The 15,775-nt window shown below is 62.3% G+C and carries 14 protein-coding genes; 9 read left to right on the top strand and 5 right to left on the bottom strand.

What is annotated here, in order from left to right; translation table 11 throughout:
• The first annotated feature begins 395 nt into the window (after positions 1-395).
• Positions 396-749: a hypothetical protein gene (locus tag AC1D3C_RS27430; protein WP_038593768.1), complete on the top strand. Its 354-nt coding sequence runs from the start codon at positions 396-398 to the stop codon at positions 747-749.
• Positions 750-1,153: 404 nt separating this feature from the next.
• Complete coding sequence (locus AC1D3C_RS27425) at positions 1,154-2,896, top strand: DEAD/DEAH box helicase (protein WP_477485095.1); 1,743 nt, start codon at positions 1,154-1,156, stop codon at positions 2,894-2,896.
• 57 nt (positions 2,897-2,953) lie between these two features.
• On the opposite strand, the gene AC1D3C_RS27420 is transcribed toward AC1D3C_RS27425, so the two are convergent.
• The 3 genes from AC1D3C_RS27420 to AC1D3C_RS27410 form a co-directional block, all read right to left on the bottom strand.
• The gene (locus AC1D3C_RS27420) at positions 2,954-3,697 is read right to left on the bottom strand and encodes an SDR family oxidoreductase (protein WP_477485094.1); all 744 of its coding nucleotides are present in this window, start codon (positions 3,695-3,697) and stop codon (positions 2,954-2,956) included.
• 87 nt (positions 3,698-3,784) lie between these two features.
• Positions 3,785-4,660, bottom strand: a complete 876-nt coding sequence (locus AC1D3C_RS27415) for a DMT family transporter (protein ID WP_477485131.1) — start codon at positions 4,658-4,660, stop codon at positions 3,785-3,787.
• 130 nt (positions 4,661-4,790) lie between these two features.
• Positions 4,791-6,014, bottom strand: coding sequence for an FAD-dependent oxidoreductase (locus AC1D3C_RS27410; protein ID WP_477485093.1), 1,224 nt, complete (start codon positions 6,012-6,014; stop codon positions 4,791-4,793).
• Between the two features lie 454 nt (positions 6,015-6,468).
• Here AC1D3C_RS27410 and AC1D3C_RS27405 point away from each other — a divergent pair, with 454 nt between their 5' ends.
• The 5 genes from AC1D3C_RS27405 to AC1D3C_RS27385 all read left to right on the top strand — a co-directional run bounded on the left by AC1D3C_RS27405 (position 6,469) and on the right by AC1D3C_RS27385 (position 11,516).
• Positions 6,469-7,878, top strand: a complete 1,410-nt coding sequence (locus tag AC1D3C_RS27405; RefSeq protein ID WP_038544483.1) for a circularly permuted type 2 ATP-grasp protein — start codon at positions 6,469-6,471, stop codon at positions 7,876-7,878.
• 12 nt (positions 7,879-7,890) lie between these two features.
• Complete coding sequence (locus tag AC1D3C_RS27400; RefSeq protein WP_038544485.1) at positions 7,891-8,832, top strand: alpha-E domain-containing protein; 942 nt, start codon at positions 7,891-7,893, stop codon at positions 8,830-8,832.
• 27 nt (positions 8,833-8,859) lie between these two features.
• Positions 8,860-9,690 (top strand): transglutaminase family protein, encoded by an 831-nt coding sequence (locus AC1D3C_RS27395; protein ID WP_477485092.1) that lies wholly within the window; start codon positions 8,860-8,862, stop codon positions 9,688-9,690.
• Between the two features lie 261 nt (positions 9,691-9,951).
• Positions 9,952-10,917, top strand: coding sequence for a hypothetical protein (locus AC1D3C_RS27390; protein WP_477485091.1), 966 nt, complete (start codon positions 9,952-9,954; stop codon positions 10,915-10,917).
• 116 nt (positions 10,918-11,033) lie between these two features.
• A complete protein-coding gene (locus tag AC1D3C_RS27385) occupies positions 11,034-11,516 on the top strand; it encodes a hypothetical protein (RefSeq protein ID WP_477485090.1) in 483 nt (160 codons plus the stop codon).
• 9 nt (positions 11,517-11,525) lie between these two features.
• Here AC1D3C_RS27385 and AC1D3C_RS27380 read toward each other — a convergent pair whose 3' ends face one another.
• The gene (locus AC1D3C_RS27380; RefSeq protein ID WP_046600953.1) at positions 11,526-11,738 is read right to left on the bottom strand and encodes a hypothetical protein; all 213 of its coding nucleotides are present in this window, start codon (positions 11,736-11,738) and stop codon (positions 11,526-11,528) included.
• Positions 11,739-11,786: 48 nt separating this feature from the next.
• The gene (locus AC1D3C_RS27375) at positions 11,787-13,013 is read right to left on the bottom strand and encodes an ROK family transcriptional regulator (protein WP_477485089.1); all 1,227 of its coding nucleotides are present in this window, start codon (positions 13,011-13,013) and stop codon (positions 11,787-11,789) included.
• A 201-nt stretch (positions 13,014-13,214) separates the two neighbouring features.
• On the opposite strand from AC1D3C_RS27375, the gene xylF reads away from it, so the two are divergent.
• Complete coding sequence (gene xylF / locus AC1D3C_RS27370) at positions 13,215-14,255, top strand: D-xylose ABC transporter substrate-binding protein (protein WP_038544498.1); 1,041 nt, start codon at positions 13,215-13,217, stop codon at positions 14,253-14,255.
• Positions 14,256-14,437: 182 nt separating this feature from the next.
• A complete protein-coding gene (locus AC1D3C_RS27365; RefSeq protein ID WP_477485088.1) occupies positions 14,438-15,763 on the top strand; it encodes a sugar ABC transporter permease in 1,326 nt (441 codons plus the stop codon).
• Positions 15,764-15,775: the final 12 nt, after the last annotated feature.

Genomic DNA, 15,775 nt, shown 5'->3' with positions numbered 1-15,775 from the left:
GAGTGTTAACATCGTGTTGTTGAAACAGTACGACTTATCATTTCTGGCATTTGTCAACCGGAAGCGCCTATATATGGGCGCCAATACAGCCTGTGATTGATCGTGACGGACATCGACATCCGCAGACATCCAACCGCATGGCGTAAGTGATCCGAGCTAATCCGAAAGCAACTCGGAGAAAGTCCCGATTTCCGCCGCCAAATCTTCTCCATGTTATAGCCACGATCCGGCCATAATCGACATTGGCAATTGCTGAGGCTTGATAAAAATCAACCGCAGGCGGCATGAAGCTGAACGTTCGTTCAGACTATCGGGAAATCGTCTTCATCAATCCGCCGCCTTTGGGCGCGACCATTTCTTCACCCCTTGAGGACAAAAAGGGAAAGGAAAAGAACATGTCGGCACTGAAAAAGACGATATCACTCGGCCTCGCCGCACTGTCCGTAGCGGGCGCCCTGACGGCGACGGCTCCGGCGGCAGAAGCCCGCGACCGCCATCGCAATGTCTGGCCGGGCGTGGCAGCAGGCCTTGCTGGCGGCATCATCGGCGGCGCAATCATCGCAGGGTCGCAGCGGCCGGCTTACGCCGAGCCAGAATATGTGGAGCCGGAATACGACTACGCTCCCCCGCCTCCGCCGCCTGTCTATTACCGCCGCGCCTATTATCGCGATTACCCACCGGTCTGCGAACTCGAATGGCGCCGCAACCGCTATGGCGAGCCCTATCGCGTCGAAGTCTGCTCGCGCTGATCGGCAGAGCAATCGCATTGAGGAGCCTGTTTCCGCCGCCGGCGGATGCAGGCTTTTTGTTGTCCTGCAGGCGCACCGAGCTCTGTTACGGACACGGCCGGGAAGCCACGCCATTTCGCGAGTGCGAAACATCTGCTTGACTTTTGCCCGGAAAACCACCAAATGCGCTTCAGCTTTCACCTTCCGGCCGCCGCGTGAGTTGGCCCCGCGTCATTAAAGACACCGCGAAGAAGGAACAAGGCGCAAAGATAGATCGCCCTCGATCCCGGAGGGTTTAAGCGCTGGAGAGCAATTTCCAACTTGCAAGTTCCCACTTCACGCGGGGTTCTTGACGCCAAAGGCAGACCGGACGGCATGGTGCCAGTCCGGCGATACGCTTTTGGCGCCCCGAAAAGGTATTCGACTTGACGAATTTCCACGAGCTTGGTCTGTCCAAGCAGACCGTAGCCACTCTTTTTGCGCTCGGTTACGAAACACCGACCCCGATCCAGGCCCAGGCGATCCCCCAGCTTCTCGAAGGCCGCGACATGATCGGCCTTGCCCAGACTGGCACCGGCAAGACCGCCGCATTCGGCCTCCCGATCATCGAAATGCTTGCCAAGGATCCGAAGCGTCCTGACAATCGCACCACCCGTACGCTCATCCTCGCTCCGACCCGCGAACTGGTCAACCAGATTGCGGCCAGCCTGAAGAGCTACGTGCGCGGTACCCCGATGAAGATCAACGCCGTTGTCGGCGGCGCCTCGATCAACAAGCAGCAGCTGCAGCTCGAAAAGGGTACCGACATTCTCGTCGCGACCCCGGGCCGCCTGCTCGACCTGATCGCCCGCCGTGCCATCGGCCTGACCGCAGTTCGCTACCTCGTTCTCGACGAAGCCGACCAGATGCTCGATCTCGGCTTCATCCACGATCTGCGCAAGATTTCCAAAATGGTGCCGAACAGGCGTCAGACCCTGCTCTTCTCGGCCACCATGCCGAAGGCGATCGCCGATCTTGCCTCCGACTTCCTCAAGGATCCGGTCCAGGTTTCGGTCACGCCTCCGGGCAAGGCCGCCGACAAGGTCGAACAGTTCGTCCACTTCGTGGTCGGCAAGAACGACAAGACGGACCTTCTCAAGAAGTCGCTCGAAGAAAACCCGACCGGCCGCGCCATGGTTTTCCTGCGCACCAAGCACGGCGCCGAGAAGCTCTCCAAGCATCTCGAGCATATCGGCTTCAAGGTCGCTTCGATCCACGGCAACAAGAGCCAGGGCCAGCGCGAACGCGCCCTCAAGGCCTTCCGTGACAACGAGATCCGTGTTCTGGTCGCCACCGACGTTGCTGCCCGCGGCATCGACATCCCTGGCGTCACCCACGTCTTCAACTACGACCTGCCGGAAGTACCTGACGCCTACGTTCACCGCATCGGCCGTACCGCGCGTGCCGGCCGCGACGGCATTGCGATCGCCTTTTGCGCTCCCGATGAAGCCCGCCTGCTGCGCGACATCGAGCGCCTGATGAACATCGAAATCACCACCGCATCCGGCGAACGCCCCGAAGGCGGCCGCCAGCCACGCGGCGGTGCCGGCAACAACAACCGTGGCGGCGCTGCCAATCGCGGCCGTGGCGGCAACGGCAACGGCCAGGCACGCGGCAACGGCGAAGGCCGTCCCGAGCGCCGCGAACGTCCGGCCCGCAAGCCGTTCTTCGCAGCGGAAGGCGCCGAGGGCGGTGATCGTCCCCAGCGTCCGGCCCGCGCCAATGGCGATCGTCCCCATGGTGACCGCCCACAGCGCGACAATCGTCGCAACGACGATTTCCGCGGCCAGCGTCGCGGCGAGAACACTCCGCGCCCGGACGTCGACAACGACCTCTCGACCACGTCGGATTTCCGCCCGGCCAAAAAGCAGTTCGGTCCCCAGGATGGGATGAAGAACGGCGAAGGCCGTCCGGCGCGCACCGAGCCCCGCAAGGAACACCGCAAGGGCGGCAATGGGGCTCCGAACCCGCATGCTGCACACGGCGCCCATGAACCCGCTGCCCAGCGCAACAACCGCGGCCCGCGCGTCGAAGCCGCCCGGCCGGCCGCTGGCGGCAACGCAGGTCCGGTCAAGTTCGGCAACGACAACCGCTCCGGCCAGCAGGGCCGTACACGCCGCCCGGCGTAAGGACGCCCTGCGTAAGAAAACAAAGCCAAGAGGCCGCTCACGCGGCCTCTTTTTTTGTCATTTGACCGCAGCGTTCCCGCCGTCCGCATAAAGCGCAGACCCTGCCACGAAGCTCGCCATCGGGCTCGCCAGGAAAAGTGCGGCCCGGGCGATTTCCTCGGGCTGGGCGATCCGCTTGAGGGCATGCAGGCCCGCCGCCCATTCCTTTTGCGCCGCGTCGCCGGCCATCGGGGTGTCCGTGCCGCCGGGCAGCAGCGCATTGGCGCGTATGCCGCGCGCTCCGTAGTCGGCCGTAATCCCTTTCACCAAACCCATGATCCCGGCCTTCGATGCGCCATAAGTCCCCATGCCGGGGATGCCGACGCTGGTGCCGACGAAGGTGGAGGTGAAGATGATCGATCCGCCGCCGCGTTCGAGCATCGCCGGGATTTGCGAGCGGGCGCCGAGGAAGGCGCTCGTGAGGTTCATGGCCAGGGTATGCTGCCATTCCTCCAGCATCACCTCGCCGAGCGGCTTGTAAGGTCCGACCGTGCCGGCATTGTTCAAGGCGATGTCGAGACCGCCGAATCGGCCAAGCGCTACTTCGAGCAATGCCCGGTGGGTCTCCTCCTCCGCGACATCGCCTGCCACGGCAACCGCACGGCCGCCGGCCGCCTCGATTTCGGAAATGAGTTTTTGCAATTCCGCCTCGCCCCGCGCGTTGGCAACAACGGCAGCCCCTTCCCGGGCGAAAAGAAGGGCAGCGGCCCGGCCGATGCCGCTTGATGCGCCGGTGACGATGGCAACTTTGTCGGTTAGCATGATGTACCTCCTGTTGGGTCTACATCCGCTGTCTAAGGCTGCCCAGCTCCGCTCGACACCCGATTCCTGACCGAATGAAAAACTCCCTCAAGCCTTGCGGTTCACCATATAGACGCCCGCCACCACGATCACCGTGCCGACGATCATCGGCAGGGTCAGGGGCTCCCCGAACAGGATCGCCGCCTCGATCGCCACGACCGGCGGCATCAGGTAGATGAGCGAGGCGGCGCGGGACACCTGGCCACGGCGGATAAGATAGAGCAGCAAGCCGACCGCGCCCATGGACAGGCCGAGGACAGACCAGGCCATTGCGAAGATCGCCTCATACGTCCAATCGAAGCGCAGGCTTTCAAGGCTGAGCGCCAACGGGATGGTGACGATCAGCGCGCCGACGAATTGCAGCGTGGCGATCGAGAACAGGTCGCCCTCCTGCAGGTGCCGCTTCTGGTAGAGCGTGCCGTAGGTGACCGACGCCATGGCGACGATGTTGATCAGCACCGGAACCGCGAGTCCCGCCAGCCCGCGCTCGAAGAGGTCGAGAAGCTGCGGGGAGATCGCGATCAGAATGCCGGCAAAACCAAGCGCCAGGCCGACCTTCTGCAAGGGCTTGAGGCGCTCTCCGAGGAAGAGCGGCGCGACCATGGCGGTCAGCAGCGGCTGCAGCCCGGCGATAATGCCCGAAAGACCGGCAGGCACGCCCTGCGCAATCGCATACCAGACGCCCGCAAGATAAAGTCCGTGCAGGAAGACGCCCGAGAACATCGCATGGCCGACCTGGGCACGGCTCTTCGGCCATTTTGCCTTTGTGACCAGGCAGACCACGAAAAACGCCGCGGCGGCGAGTGCGTGTCGCCCGGCCAGAAACGTCAAGGGATCGGCGTGCTTCGCCGCGTATTTCGCGACGAGCCAGCCCGTGGACCAGAGGAGGACAAAGAGGGCCGGAGCCAGGCGGTCGAGCATGATGGGGATGTCCGGCGGAGATTTCGGCAGCGGCCGCTTTCATGGAAGCCGCCTGCTTATTCCCACCTCGTTTCATCGTCAAAGCAGAAAAACTGATGATTGCGATGAACGCCGATTGAGAGAAGGGAGATCCTCACGCGGCAAGCGGATCCTGCCCCATCAGCCCATGCCCGATGAAGGCCGACTCTCGCACCACGCCGAAACCGTAACTGGCCATCTCCCGCTCGTAGGCAGTAAGCGCCAGGGCAAGGCCGACCTCGCCGCGTTCCACGGCAATAATTGCGTGTCCGAGCAGCGCCGCATCGCGCATTGCGACGTTTGCCCCACGTCCGAGCGTCGGCGTCATCGCATGGATGGCGTCGCCGAGAAGCGTCACCCGAAAAGTCTCTCCGAGATCGCAGGGAACGCTCGTATGCATCTCGATCGAGAAAAAGGAGGAAGGGTCTCCCCGAGCCGGAATGGCCCCGGCAGCCGCCGGCCACTCCTCCAGCATCCTGATCGCAAGGGCCTGAAGCGCCGGGCTGCCGGCCTGTCGCAGCATCGCGTCGTCGCCGGGGAAATATTCGCGGCGGCCACCGACGATGCAGACGACATAGTCGTCCTGGCCGAAAAGCCCTGCCTCCGGCGCGATCCTGTCGGAAGCTGCGTCCGGACGGGCCGGGAAAATCACCGGCCCCAGTCCGAGGAACACCCGCCGGTCGTCGGAGGCGACGGTGAAGACGTCGGCAAGAACGTGTTCGGGCAGATGGTGGCGAGCCTTTTCGATCGGAATACGGCCGTAGATGGCGCGCACTCCGGTATCCATAATGCGCGCCTCGGGCAGTCGCTGCCGGCGCACCGCGGAGCGGATCCCGTCGGCACCGACCAGAATGTCGCCTCGTGCGGTGCTGCCGTCGGCAAACACCGCGGTTACCCCTTCGGCATCCGTTTCATAGCGCAGCATTCGGGCGCCGAATCGGCAAACGTCCTGCAGGCCGGTCAGAAGGATATGCCGCAAGGTGGCGCGATTGACGTTGATATGCTGCGGACCGCCATCAGCAAGCCAATGCCGCGGCGTCCTGTCGTGCCCGCCGCTCGGTATCCGCCGCAATTCCTTGAGGGTCGTATCGACAATCGTGGTGTACGGCAGTGGCCGCATCGCGGTCGCTTCGAAAAGCCGATACAGATTTGCAGGCAGGACTTCCCTGAGGGCGTTTACCCCATCCCGGTCGATATGCAGGCGATAGCCCTGAGGGCGATCCCAGGGACTGGAATCGCTTTCGAAGATTTCCACCTCGACATCGGCGCGACGCAGTATTTGCGCAAGGCAAAGCCCGCCGAGACCGGCACCGGCAATAATAACTTTAAGTTTAGACATAGGACGCTCCTCTTCCGTGATCGGAAAAGGACGTACAGGATGTGCCCGCTCCCCATGAGCGAACCCTTATACGAACGCAAAGCGTCACCCGGACTACCGACCGGGCCGTGACTTTTGCACGTCCGGCTTCCTTATGCGAAATGGCCGAAACTCTGTCAACCAGCAGAATTGGGGAAACCGACCTCGCGATCACTCGCAAACTTGAGCTCAATCGACGCAAGCTGGACAGCATTTGATCAGCGCTTAGGCAGCTGATGTTTTTCAAGGCAGGAGATTTATTCACCTCCTTCTAAAGTAGGGAGCTTGCCGAGCACCGGAATCAGCGCATTTACTGGTCGGGGAGCATCGAAACTGTATTTTTCTGATGCGCGGAATTCTTTTCCCGCCAATTGCGCACAGTTCTTGCATTGCCCTCACCGTTGTATTCTTATGGCCAAAAAAGGGGAATGCGCCTTTGGCATTTGATGAAATGTTGACTGCGGAAAACCTTCCGCGACCGCCATACAAGACCTATCACGAATGGTATGCCAGTCAGGATGCTGCACACCTGATCCGCAAGACCCAGGATGCGGAAAACATATTCAGAAGGACGGGCATCACATTCGCGGTCTACGGACACGCGGACAGTTCCGAAAAGCTCATCCCCTTCGATATCATTCCCCGCATCATCTCCGCCCGTGAATGGCGCAAGCTGGCTCAGGGCATCGAGCAGCGGGTTCTGGCGCTCAACGCCTTCCTCGACGACATCTACCACAAGCAGGAGATCATCAAGGCCGGCCGCATTCCCCGCGCGCTGATCGAGAGGAACGTCACCTTCCTCCCCGAAATGATCGGCTTCAAGCCGCCCGGCGGCGTCTACACCCACATCGTCGGCACCGATATCGTGCGTACCGGCGAGGACCAGTTCTACGTGTTGGAGGACAATGCCCGCACGCCGTCCGGGGTTTCCTACATGCTGGAAAACCGGGAAACCATGATGCAGATGTTCCCGGAACTGTTTGCGCTGAACAAGGTGCAGCGGGTCGAGGACTATCCGCGGCTGCTGCGCCAGTCGCTCGCCTCGCTTGCCCCTCCCGGCTGCAACGGCCGGCCCCGCGTCGCGGTACTGACGCCCGGCATCTTCAACTCGGCCTATTACGAACACTCGTTCCTTGCCGACCAGATGGGCGTCGAACTCGTCGAGGGCGGCGACCTGCGCGTCATCGACGGCCGCGTCAAGATGCGCACCACCCGCGGCTACGAGGCCATCGACGTCCTCTACCGCCGCGTCGACGACGATTTCCTCGATCCGATGACTTTTCGCGCGGATTCGGCGCTCGGCATTCCCGGCATCATGGACGTGTACCGTGCCGGCAACATCACCATCGCCAATGCACCCGGCACCGGCATCTGCGACGACAAGGCGATCTATTCCTACATGCCCGAGATCGTCGAATTTTATACGGGCCGCAAGGCGCTGCTCGAAAACGTGCCAACCTGGCGCTGTTCCGAGCCTGACAGCCTCAGATACGTGCTGGAGCACATCGAGGAACTGGTCATCAAGGAGGTGCACGGGTCCGGCGGCTACGGCATGCTGGTCGGCCCGACGGCAAGCAAGAAGGAGCGCACCGACTTCGCCGAGAAGCTGGCGGCCAGGCCCGATAACTACATCGCCCAGCCGACGCTGGCGCTGTCCACCGTGCCGATCTTCGTCAACAAGGGGATTGCTCCCCGCCACGTCGACCTGCGTCCCTATGTGCTCGTTTCCGACAAGGTGAAGATCATCCCCGGCGGCTTGACCCGCGTGGCCCTGAAACAGGGGTCGCTGGTGGTCAATTCCAGCCAGGGCGGCGGCACCAAGGACACCTGGGTACTGGAAGATTGAGGTCGTAGAGACATGCTCGGAAGAACTGCAAACGGCCTTTACTGGATGTTCCGTTACATCGAGCGGGCAGAAAACATCGCCCGCCTCGTCGATGCCGGCCTGCGCGTGTCGCTGACCCGCGCCGGCTCCTCCGACGAGGACTGGCACGGCGTGCTCGAAAGTGCGGGCGTGCGCGAAGCCTATTCGGAAGTGCACACCGAACTGACGGCGGCCGACGCCATCGATTACCTGCTGCGCGACCAGGCCAACCCGTCGAGCGTCATGTCCTGCATCGAATTCGGACGCAACAATGCCCGCATGGTGCGCACGGCGCTGACCCGCGAGACCTGGGAGGCGACCAACGAATGCTGGATCGACCTCAAAGCCCGGCTCGCCCGCAAGCAGAAGGCGACCGACCTGCCCGAACTGATCGACGTCATCAAGCACCGCTGCGGCCTGATCCGCGGCGCCTTCCACGGTTCGATGCTGAGAAACGACCTCTACAATTTCTCGCGCATCGGCACCTTCATCGAACGCGCCGACAACACCAGCCGCATTCTCGACGTGAAATATTACGTGCTGTTGCCGGCGATCAGCCAGGTCGGCTCGAAGCTCGACAACTACCAATGGGAATCGATACTGCGCTCGGTCTCGGCCCATCGTTCCTACGGCTGGGTCTATGACGGCGAATATCAATCTGCCAACATCGCCGATTTCCTGATCCTGAAAGTCCAGATGCCGCGCTCGCTGGCTTACTGCTACGAGAAGATCACCAACAATCTCGATTATCTGGCGCAAACCTACGATGAACGACTGAAGGCGCATGAGACCGCGGCGGCAATCCGCTCGACCCTGAAGCGCGGCTCGATCTCCGACATCATGGACCAGGGCCTGCACGAATTCCTGGAGGATTTCGTCAGCCGCAACAACCAGCTCAGCGCCGAAATCTCCGACGGCTACCGTTTTTACCAGTAAAGCCAACAGGCACAGGATTTACCGCACATGCGGCTGAAGATTTCCCATACGACCGAATATCTTTACGACGAGCCGGTGCCTTATTCGCTGCAGCGGCTCAGGCTGACGCCGATCGACGGGCCCGGCCAGAAAGTCATCAACTGGTCGATCACTGTCGATGGTGCCAAGATCGAGGCGGGTTATGCCGACCAGTTCGGCAACCGCGTCGAACTGGTCTCCACCGAAGGCACCGAGCACACGATCCGCATCACCGCGTCCGGCGAGGTGGAGACCCAGGACCGCGCCGGCGTCTTCGGTCCGCACCAGGGTTTCTGTCCGCTCTGGCTGTTCCTGCGCGAGACGGCGCTGACCAAACCTGGCAAGCTCATCCACGAGCTTACCAAAAGCCTCGAGGGCGACAGCGAGCTTGCAAGGATGCACGCGCTGATGGAGAAGATCCACGAGACCGTTGCCTATGTTCCGGGCGCAACCGGCACCGAGACGACCGCCGAACAGGCTCTGGAGGCAAGGACCGGCGTCTGCCAGGACCACACTCATATATTCATCGCTGCCGCCCGGCTGCTGGATATCCCGGCGCGCTACATTTCCGGCTACCTGCTGATGGAAGGCGAGACCGAACAGGCCGCTACCCATGCGTGGGCGGAAGTGCATCTGCCGGGCCTCGGCTGGGTCGGTTTCGACACGTCTAACAAGATCTGCCCGAACGACAGCTACGTGCGGGTCGCCTCCGGCCTCTGCTACCGCGACTGCGCACCCGTCTCCGGCATGCGCCTCGGTCCGGCCAGCGAAAACCTCAAGGTTTCGTTGACGGTGGCGCAAAGCCAAAGCCAGCAGGGCCAGACGCAGTCCCAGGAGTGACAAACGCGCCAAGCCGGGGGACGCCGTCCGGCATGGCAGTCGTCCTCGGCAGGCCGTAAGATCACCGATTCAGCCCGTCCTGCGGCACAACGGTTTGTTAACCGTGGACGGCGTTCCCGATTTCACAAGCAGTTCAAGGGTTGAAGATCCGGAAGGCGGCAATCTATGCTGCATTGCGGTATGGACTATTGCTGCCTACATTGCGCGGGGCTGCGGGTTACCGAAACGCATGGCAATGCCATGCCTGAATGAGGATACCAGATGCTTGAGACGTCCAAAACCAAGCCGCAGGATCTCGAATCCATCGCGCGCCATGGCGGAACTTTCCGGCGAATGGCCGCACGCCTGCCCACCTATTTCACCGACCTGCGGGAAAACCCGGCTTGGCTTCCCATGTTCCTTTTGGCCCGGACAATTCCGTTCAGGCGAGCCCATTGGCTGACTGCCCGGCGCGTCTCGAAATCTGCGCCGGTGGCGCCGTCGATGTTCGGCGATATCGAAGCCGACATGGTCGCCGACGAACTCAGACGAAGCGGGATCTTCACCGGACTCATCCTTCCCGATCCGATTCGGCAGGAGATCGCCCGTTTTGCATCCGAAACCCCTTGCTTCGGCAACTTCGAGCGGAAACTCGAATTCCGGGCGGACGAACACGCGGAAGCGGAACGCCGATTCGGTCGAGCGATCCTGAGCGGCCACCATTTCGAAAGGATCGCCAGTTGCGAGGCGGCGGTCGCGGTGCAGCAGGATCCTCTTCTTCTGGATATTGCACGGCATTACCTGGGCGGTGAAGCCAAGCTGATCACCACCCGGACGTGGTGGAGCTTTCCCACTCAATCCGCTTCGGAGGCCGACCTCAGCCGTGCGTCGTTCAAGTTTCATTTCGATCTCGACGACTGGCGGATGCTGAAATTCTTTTTCTATCTGTCGAATGTCGATGAGGATGCGGGACCGCATGTCTATATGCGCTGCAGCCATAACAAGCGCCGCCTCAAGCACCAGTTGACCCTGCTCGTGGGGCATCCGGCGGAAGAAGTGCTCGAATTTTACGGAGAGGAGAGCGCCGTCACCCTGACCGGCAAGGCGGGCTACGGGTTCGTCGAAGATCCCTTCGGCTTCCACATGGGGACGGTCGCAAAATATCACCCTCGGCTCATGATGGAAGTCGGGTTCGGCGTATCGAAACCCTCGAAGCGCAGATATCACGGCGAACCCGTCGTGCGCTGAGCGACCCTTCCGGCTCGATGAGCCCCGACGGGGCTCATCCCATCACACATCAATATGTCCGCAAGCTCGACGCCATCTCCGCATGGTCTAGTCCCGCCCCATAAAAGAGGTGGCGCATGCTGTTTGGGCAATCGGTCTTCCAGTCGGTGCTGACGCGGCTGAAGCAGGAGCACGGCGAAGACGACAGCGAAGAGGCAGGCACGGGCTTCCGCATCAAGGGGCTCGGCATGGGTTTCGTCGCACCGACGGATGACGGTCCGGTAGTGACAGCAACCGGGACCGAAGCCTATTTCGCCTTCCTTCCCGATGTCGCCGAGATCGAAATCGAATCGATGCGGGCGGAAGATGAGCCGCAAGAGCAGCCGGCGCCGCCGATCATTCCCGCCCATCTGCTGCGGCTGACAACCGAGGAAATCGCTGCGGAGCTAGCCATCACGGCTGCCGATACGGAAGCGACGCTTGCCGAGAAACGGCGGCATTTCGCCAAGGCCAACCATCCGGACGGCGTCGCCCCGGAATTCCGGGAAAATGCCAATACCCGCATGAAGACTGCCAATTTCCTGATCGACACCGCGATCAAGGGGCTCTTCTGGCGCTAGGAAAAAAGTTTAGTCCTGCGGGTCGTCGGCGGGCTTCTCGACCGGCGGCTTTCTCTTTTCGATGAACAGCTTGTAGCCGGCGTAAGCGCCCATGGCGCCGACGATGATCGCCCAGAAGGGTTCTCCGGCGACCAGTTCGAAAATCGCCCAGGCGGCACAGACCGCCGGGATCAGCACCCGGCGCCAGAGCGGCTCGTAAAAGGGATGGTTCGGATCGATCATGGTCTTCACTCCCGGCCAGTCGTTTTGCCACCAGTCACTCGCAATCGGTCATTCCCCGGCGGCCTGCATGCTCTGGCGCGAACCGATGATATCCTGGTCGACGATCGAAAATGCAAGGTTGAGATGCCCCTCGAATACCAGGGAGGGTTCGTCCGGCACGACGGTCAAGCCCGGCATGCCGCCGAGCCGCACCACATGCGTCTGCGCCAGCCCCTCCTCGATGCCCGCCTGCAGCAGATCCTGATAGCGGGTGCCGGGACCGGTGATGAAGACCGGCATATGGCCATGCAGGCTGAGCAGCCGCGAGAGACCGAAGCCCAGCGCAGCGCCCGCGTGGCGGAATGCGAGCTGCGCCATGCGATTGCCTTGCCGGGCCCGCGCGGCGATCTTGTCGATTTCGGCGACCGGCACGAATTTCGCGGGGATCGTATCCACCGGCACCTCGAAGGCGGCGCGCAGGATGGCGTAGAAACCGGCATAGGCCTCGACGCAGCCGCGCGCGCCGCAGCGACAAAGCCCGCCGTTCGGCATATGCAGCATGTGCCCGAAATTGGGCGCTGAGATTTCTGGAACCCCGCCGGCCACACGGCGTGCGATCCCGAGCCCGATACTGTGCCCGAGCGAGAGCGCCGCGAGAACCGGCTCACCGCCGCCTTGCGTCTTCACCTGGCGTTCGAGCAGTGCGCTCGCCACCAGCAGCGTCTCGTTGTTGAGAATGACCTTGGCCTGCCAACCGTCTTTGAGCGCCGCAGCAAAATCGACGGGCTGGGAACCGAAGACGGGCGACCAGACAAGCACCGGATCGCTCGGATGCGCCAGTCCCTTGCTGCTGACCGAAACGAGCAGAACGCTGCCGCGATCGATGCGGGAGCGTTCGACGGCCCGTTCGAGCCCCGCCGAGATGGCCGCGAGAAAGGCCGCCGTGCCGCCCTCCCCGCGCGGTTCGCTGAACCGGTCGAGCAACGTTCCGGCATAATCGACCAGCGAATACTGGATCATGTCCGACGAGATGATGACGGTGATGAGATAGCCGCAATTGCGCCGCTGGCTGAACAGCACGCGCGGCCGCCCACGGCCGACAGTCGCCTGCTGCTCGCTCTTTTCGATGATGCGGGCGCGTTCCAGATCGGCGGTGATCGAGGAGATCGTCGCCGACGCCAGCCCGGTGGCATCCGAGATTTCCGTGTGCGCGAGCCGGCCGTGGCGACGCAGCGCAGACAGCACGAGCGCGCTGTTCTGCTGCCGGACCAGTTCCGTGCTCGATTTCGCCAGCATTCCGCCTGCCGCCTCCCTCACTCCATCTGTCGATACGGCAGTGCCTCGCCCTCCACAAGTGCCGATTGACAGCCCACGGAATCTCTGACATCTAATTTCTCGACTGTCGAGAAAAAAGCTTGGACGCTTTCTCCGGCAGATTATCTGGCGGGGGGAGAGCACGGAGGCTAGCGCCCATCCGCCGTCACTCGGGAGGACATTATGAGATCATTCGTAAAGCTGATGGCCGGCGCGGCCATCCTCGTTTCCATGCATTCCGCCACCATGGCGGCCAATCTCGTCGTCGGCGTTTCCTGGTCGAACTTCCAGGAAGAACGCTGGAAGACCGACGAAGCCGCGATCAAGAAGGCTCTTGAAGCCGCCGGCGCAAAATACATCTCGGCCGACGCCCAGTCGTCTGCCGCAAAGCAGCTTACCGACGTCGAATCGCTGATCTCCCAGGGTGCCAATGCCCTGATCGTTCTGGCGCAGGATTCGAGCGCCATCGGCCCTGCCGTCGAAAAGGCTGCAGCCGAAGGCATTCCGGTCGTCGGTTACGACCGCCTGATCGAAAACCCGGCCGCGTTCTACATCACCTTCGACAACAAGGAAGTCGGCCGCCTGCAGGCGCAGGGCGTCTTCAAGGCAAAGCCTGAAGGCAACTATGTCTTCATCAAGGGCTCTTCTTCCGATCCGAACGCCGACTTCCTGTTTGCCGGCCAGATGGAAGTGCTGAAGGCTGCAGTCGACGGCGGCAAGATCAAGAATGTCGGCGAAGCCTATACCGACGGCTGGAAGCCCGAAAACGCCCAGAAGAACATGGAACAGTTCCTGACCAAGAACAACAACAAGGTCGACGCGGTCGTCGCATCCAACGACGGCACTGCCGGCGGTGCGATCGCAGCGCTCGACGCTCAGGGGTTGGCAGGTTCGGTTCCGGTCTCCGGCCAGGACGCCGACAAGGCGGCTCTGAACCGCGTGGCTCTCGGCACCCAGACGGTATCCGTCTGGAAGGACAGCCGAGAACTCGGCAAGAACGCCGCTGAAATCGCTCTGGCGCTTGCCGGTGGCAAGAAGCTGACCGAGATCAAGGGCGTCCAGACCTTCGAAGGCGGTCCGAAGAAGGTGAAGATGCAGTCGGTCTTCCTGAAGCCGCAGGCTATCACCAAAGACAACCTCAACGTCGTCATCGAAGCAGGCTGGATCAGCAAGGCTGAAGCCTGCCAGGGCGTCAAGGCCGGCGCAGTGGCTGCCTGCAAGTAACGCATGGCTGTCCGCAGACGATAAACTCACCGACGCCGCAGCACTTCTGCCGCGGCGTCGGTTTTCGGCGTAAGATGGCGCGGCCGCACGAAGGATTACCCGGCGGCTGAACGTCGCGCAGGCGCGGTCCGGCTCGATTTTTTCGAACCGCAGCGCCTCGCAAAAGTGGGGAACGGCAAAAAATGGCCGAGACGATACAGTCCACAACGAATTCCAAGACATCGGGAGCGGCAGGACAGGCGGAAGGCAGTTTCGTTGCCCGCTTCTTCCGCGCGACCGAGATCGACACACGCATGCTCGGCATGATTGGCGCGCTGCTGATCATCTGGGTCGGGTTCCATATCCTGACGGGCGGCCTTTTCCTGACGCCGCGCAATCTCTGGAACCTCTCGGTGCAGACCGCCTCGGTCGCCGTCATGGCGACCGGCATGGTGCTTGTCATCGTCACCCGCAACATCGACCTTTCGGTCGGCTCGATCCTCGGATTCACCGGCATGGTCATGGGGGTGCTGCAGGCAAGGCTTCTGCCGGAGCTGTTCGGCTTCAACCACCCGGCGATCTGGATCATCACCCTGGCCGGCGGCATCGCCATCGGAGCGCTGATCGGTACGCTGCAGGGCTCCATCATCGCCTTTCTCGGCGTGCCCTCGTTCATCGTCACGCTCGGCGGCCTGCTCATCTGGCGTGGCGCCACCTGGTTTGTGACGAGCGGCCAGACCGTTGCGCCGATGGACGTCAACTTCCGCCTGATGGGCGGCGGCACGGAAGGCTCGATCGGCGCCACCTGGAGCTGGATCGTCGGCATCCTCGCCTGTCTTGCCATCATCGCGGCGATCATCAATGCCCGCCGCCAGCGCAAGCGGTTCTCCTTCCCGCGCCGGCCGGTCTGGGCGGAATACGTGCTCGTCGCACTCGGCTGCATCATCGTGCTCGGCGCGGTTTCCATCGCCAACAACTATTTCTGGCCGATCAACATCGCCCGCCGTTATGCCGAGGCGAACAACATCGCCTGGCCGGAAGGTGGCCTATTCATTTCGCAGGGGATCGCCATTCCGGTGCTGATGGCGATCGCGGTCGGCATCGTCATGACCTTCATCGCCACCCGCCTGCGGTTCGGCCGCTACGTCTTCGCGATCGGCGGCAATCCAGAGGCAGCCGAACTCGCCGGCATCAAGACCCGCTGGGTGACGGTCAAGATCTTCGCGCTGATGGGCATGCTCTGCGCCATCGCCGCAGCGATCTCGACTGCCCGCCTCAACGCCGCCACCAATGCGCAAGGGGAACTCGACGAGCTTTATACGATCGCTGCCGCCGTCATCGGCGGCACCTCGCTTGCCGGCGGCATGGGGTCGATCGCCGGCGCCATGCTCGGCGCGCTCGTCATGCAGTCGCTTCAGTCCGGCATGGTGCTGCTCGGCATCGACTCGCCGTTCCAGCGCATCGTCGTCGGCATGGTGCTCGTCACCGCCGTCTGGCTCGACACCGTCTATCGTTCTCGCGCCAAATAACAGGAGTTTTCA

The organism is Neorhizobium sp. P1_A6, assembly GCF_056406795.1.
The sequence above is the reverse complement of the archived record's forward strand: the minus strand, read 5'-3'. Positions and strand labels throughout refer to the sequence as shown.

Coding starts and splice junctions, on each gene's coding strand:
- AC1D3C_RS27430 (WP_038593768.1), top strand. CDS start 396: ATGTCGGCACTGAAAAAGACGATATCACTCGGCCTCGCCGCACTGTCC.
- AC1D3C_RS27420 (WP_477485094.1), bottom strand. CDS start 3,697: ATGCTAACCGACAAAGTTGCCATCGTCACCGGCGCATCAAGCGGCATC.
- AC1D3C_RS27410 (WP_477485093.1), bottom strand. CDS start 6,014: ATGTCTAAACTTAAAGTTATTATTGCCGGTGCCGGTCTCGGCGGGCTT.
- AC1D3C_RS27400 (WP_038544485.1), top strand. CDS start 7,891: ATGCTCGGAAGAACTGCAAACGGCCTTTACTGGATGTTCCGTTACATC.
- AC1D3C_RS27395 (WP_477485092.1), top strand. CDS start 8,860: ATGCGGCTGAAGATTTCCCATACGACCGAATATCTTTACGACGAGCCG.
- AC1D3C_RS27390 (WP_477485091.1), top strand. CDS start 9,952: ATGCTTGAGACGTCCAAAACCAAGCCGCAGGATCTCGAATCCATCGCG.
- AC1D3C_RS27385 (WP_477485090.1), top strand. CDS start 11,034: ATGCTGTTTGGGCAATCGGTCTTCCAGTCGGTGCTGACGCGGCTGAAG.
- AC1D3C_RS27380 (WP_046600953.1), bottom strand. CDS start 11,738: ATGATCGATCCGAACCATCCCTTTTACGAGCCGCTCTGGCGCCGGGTG.
- AC1D3C_RS27375 (WP_477485089.1), bottom strand. CDS start 13,013: ATGCTGGCGAAATCGAGCACGGAACTGGTCCGGCAGCAGAACAGCGCG.
- xylF (WP_038544498.1), top strand. CDS start 13,215: ATGAGATCATTCGTAAAGCTGATGGCCGGCGCGGCCATCCTCGTTTCC.
- AC1D3C_RS27365 (WP_477485088.1), top strand. CDS start 14,438: ATGGCCGAGACGATACAGTCCACAACGAATTCCAAGACATCGGGAGCG.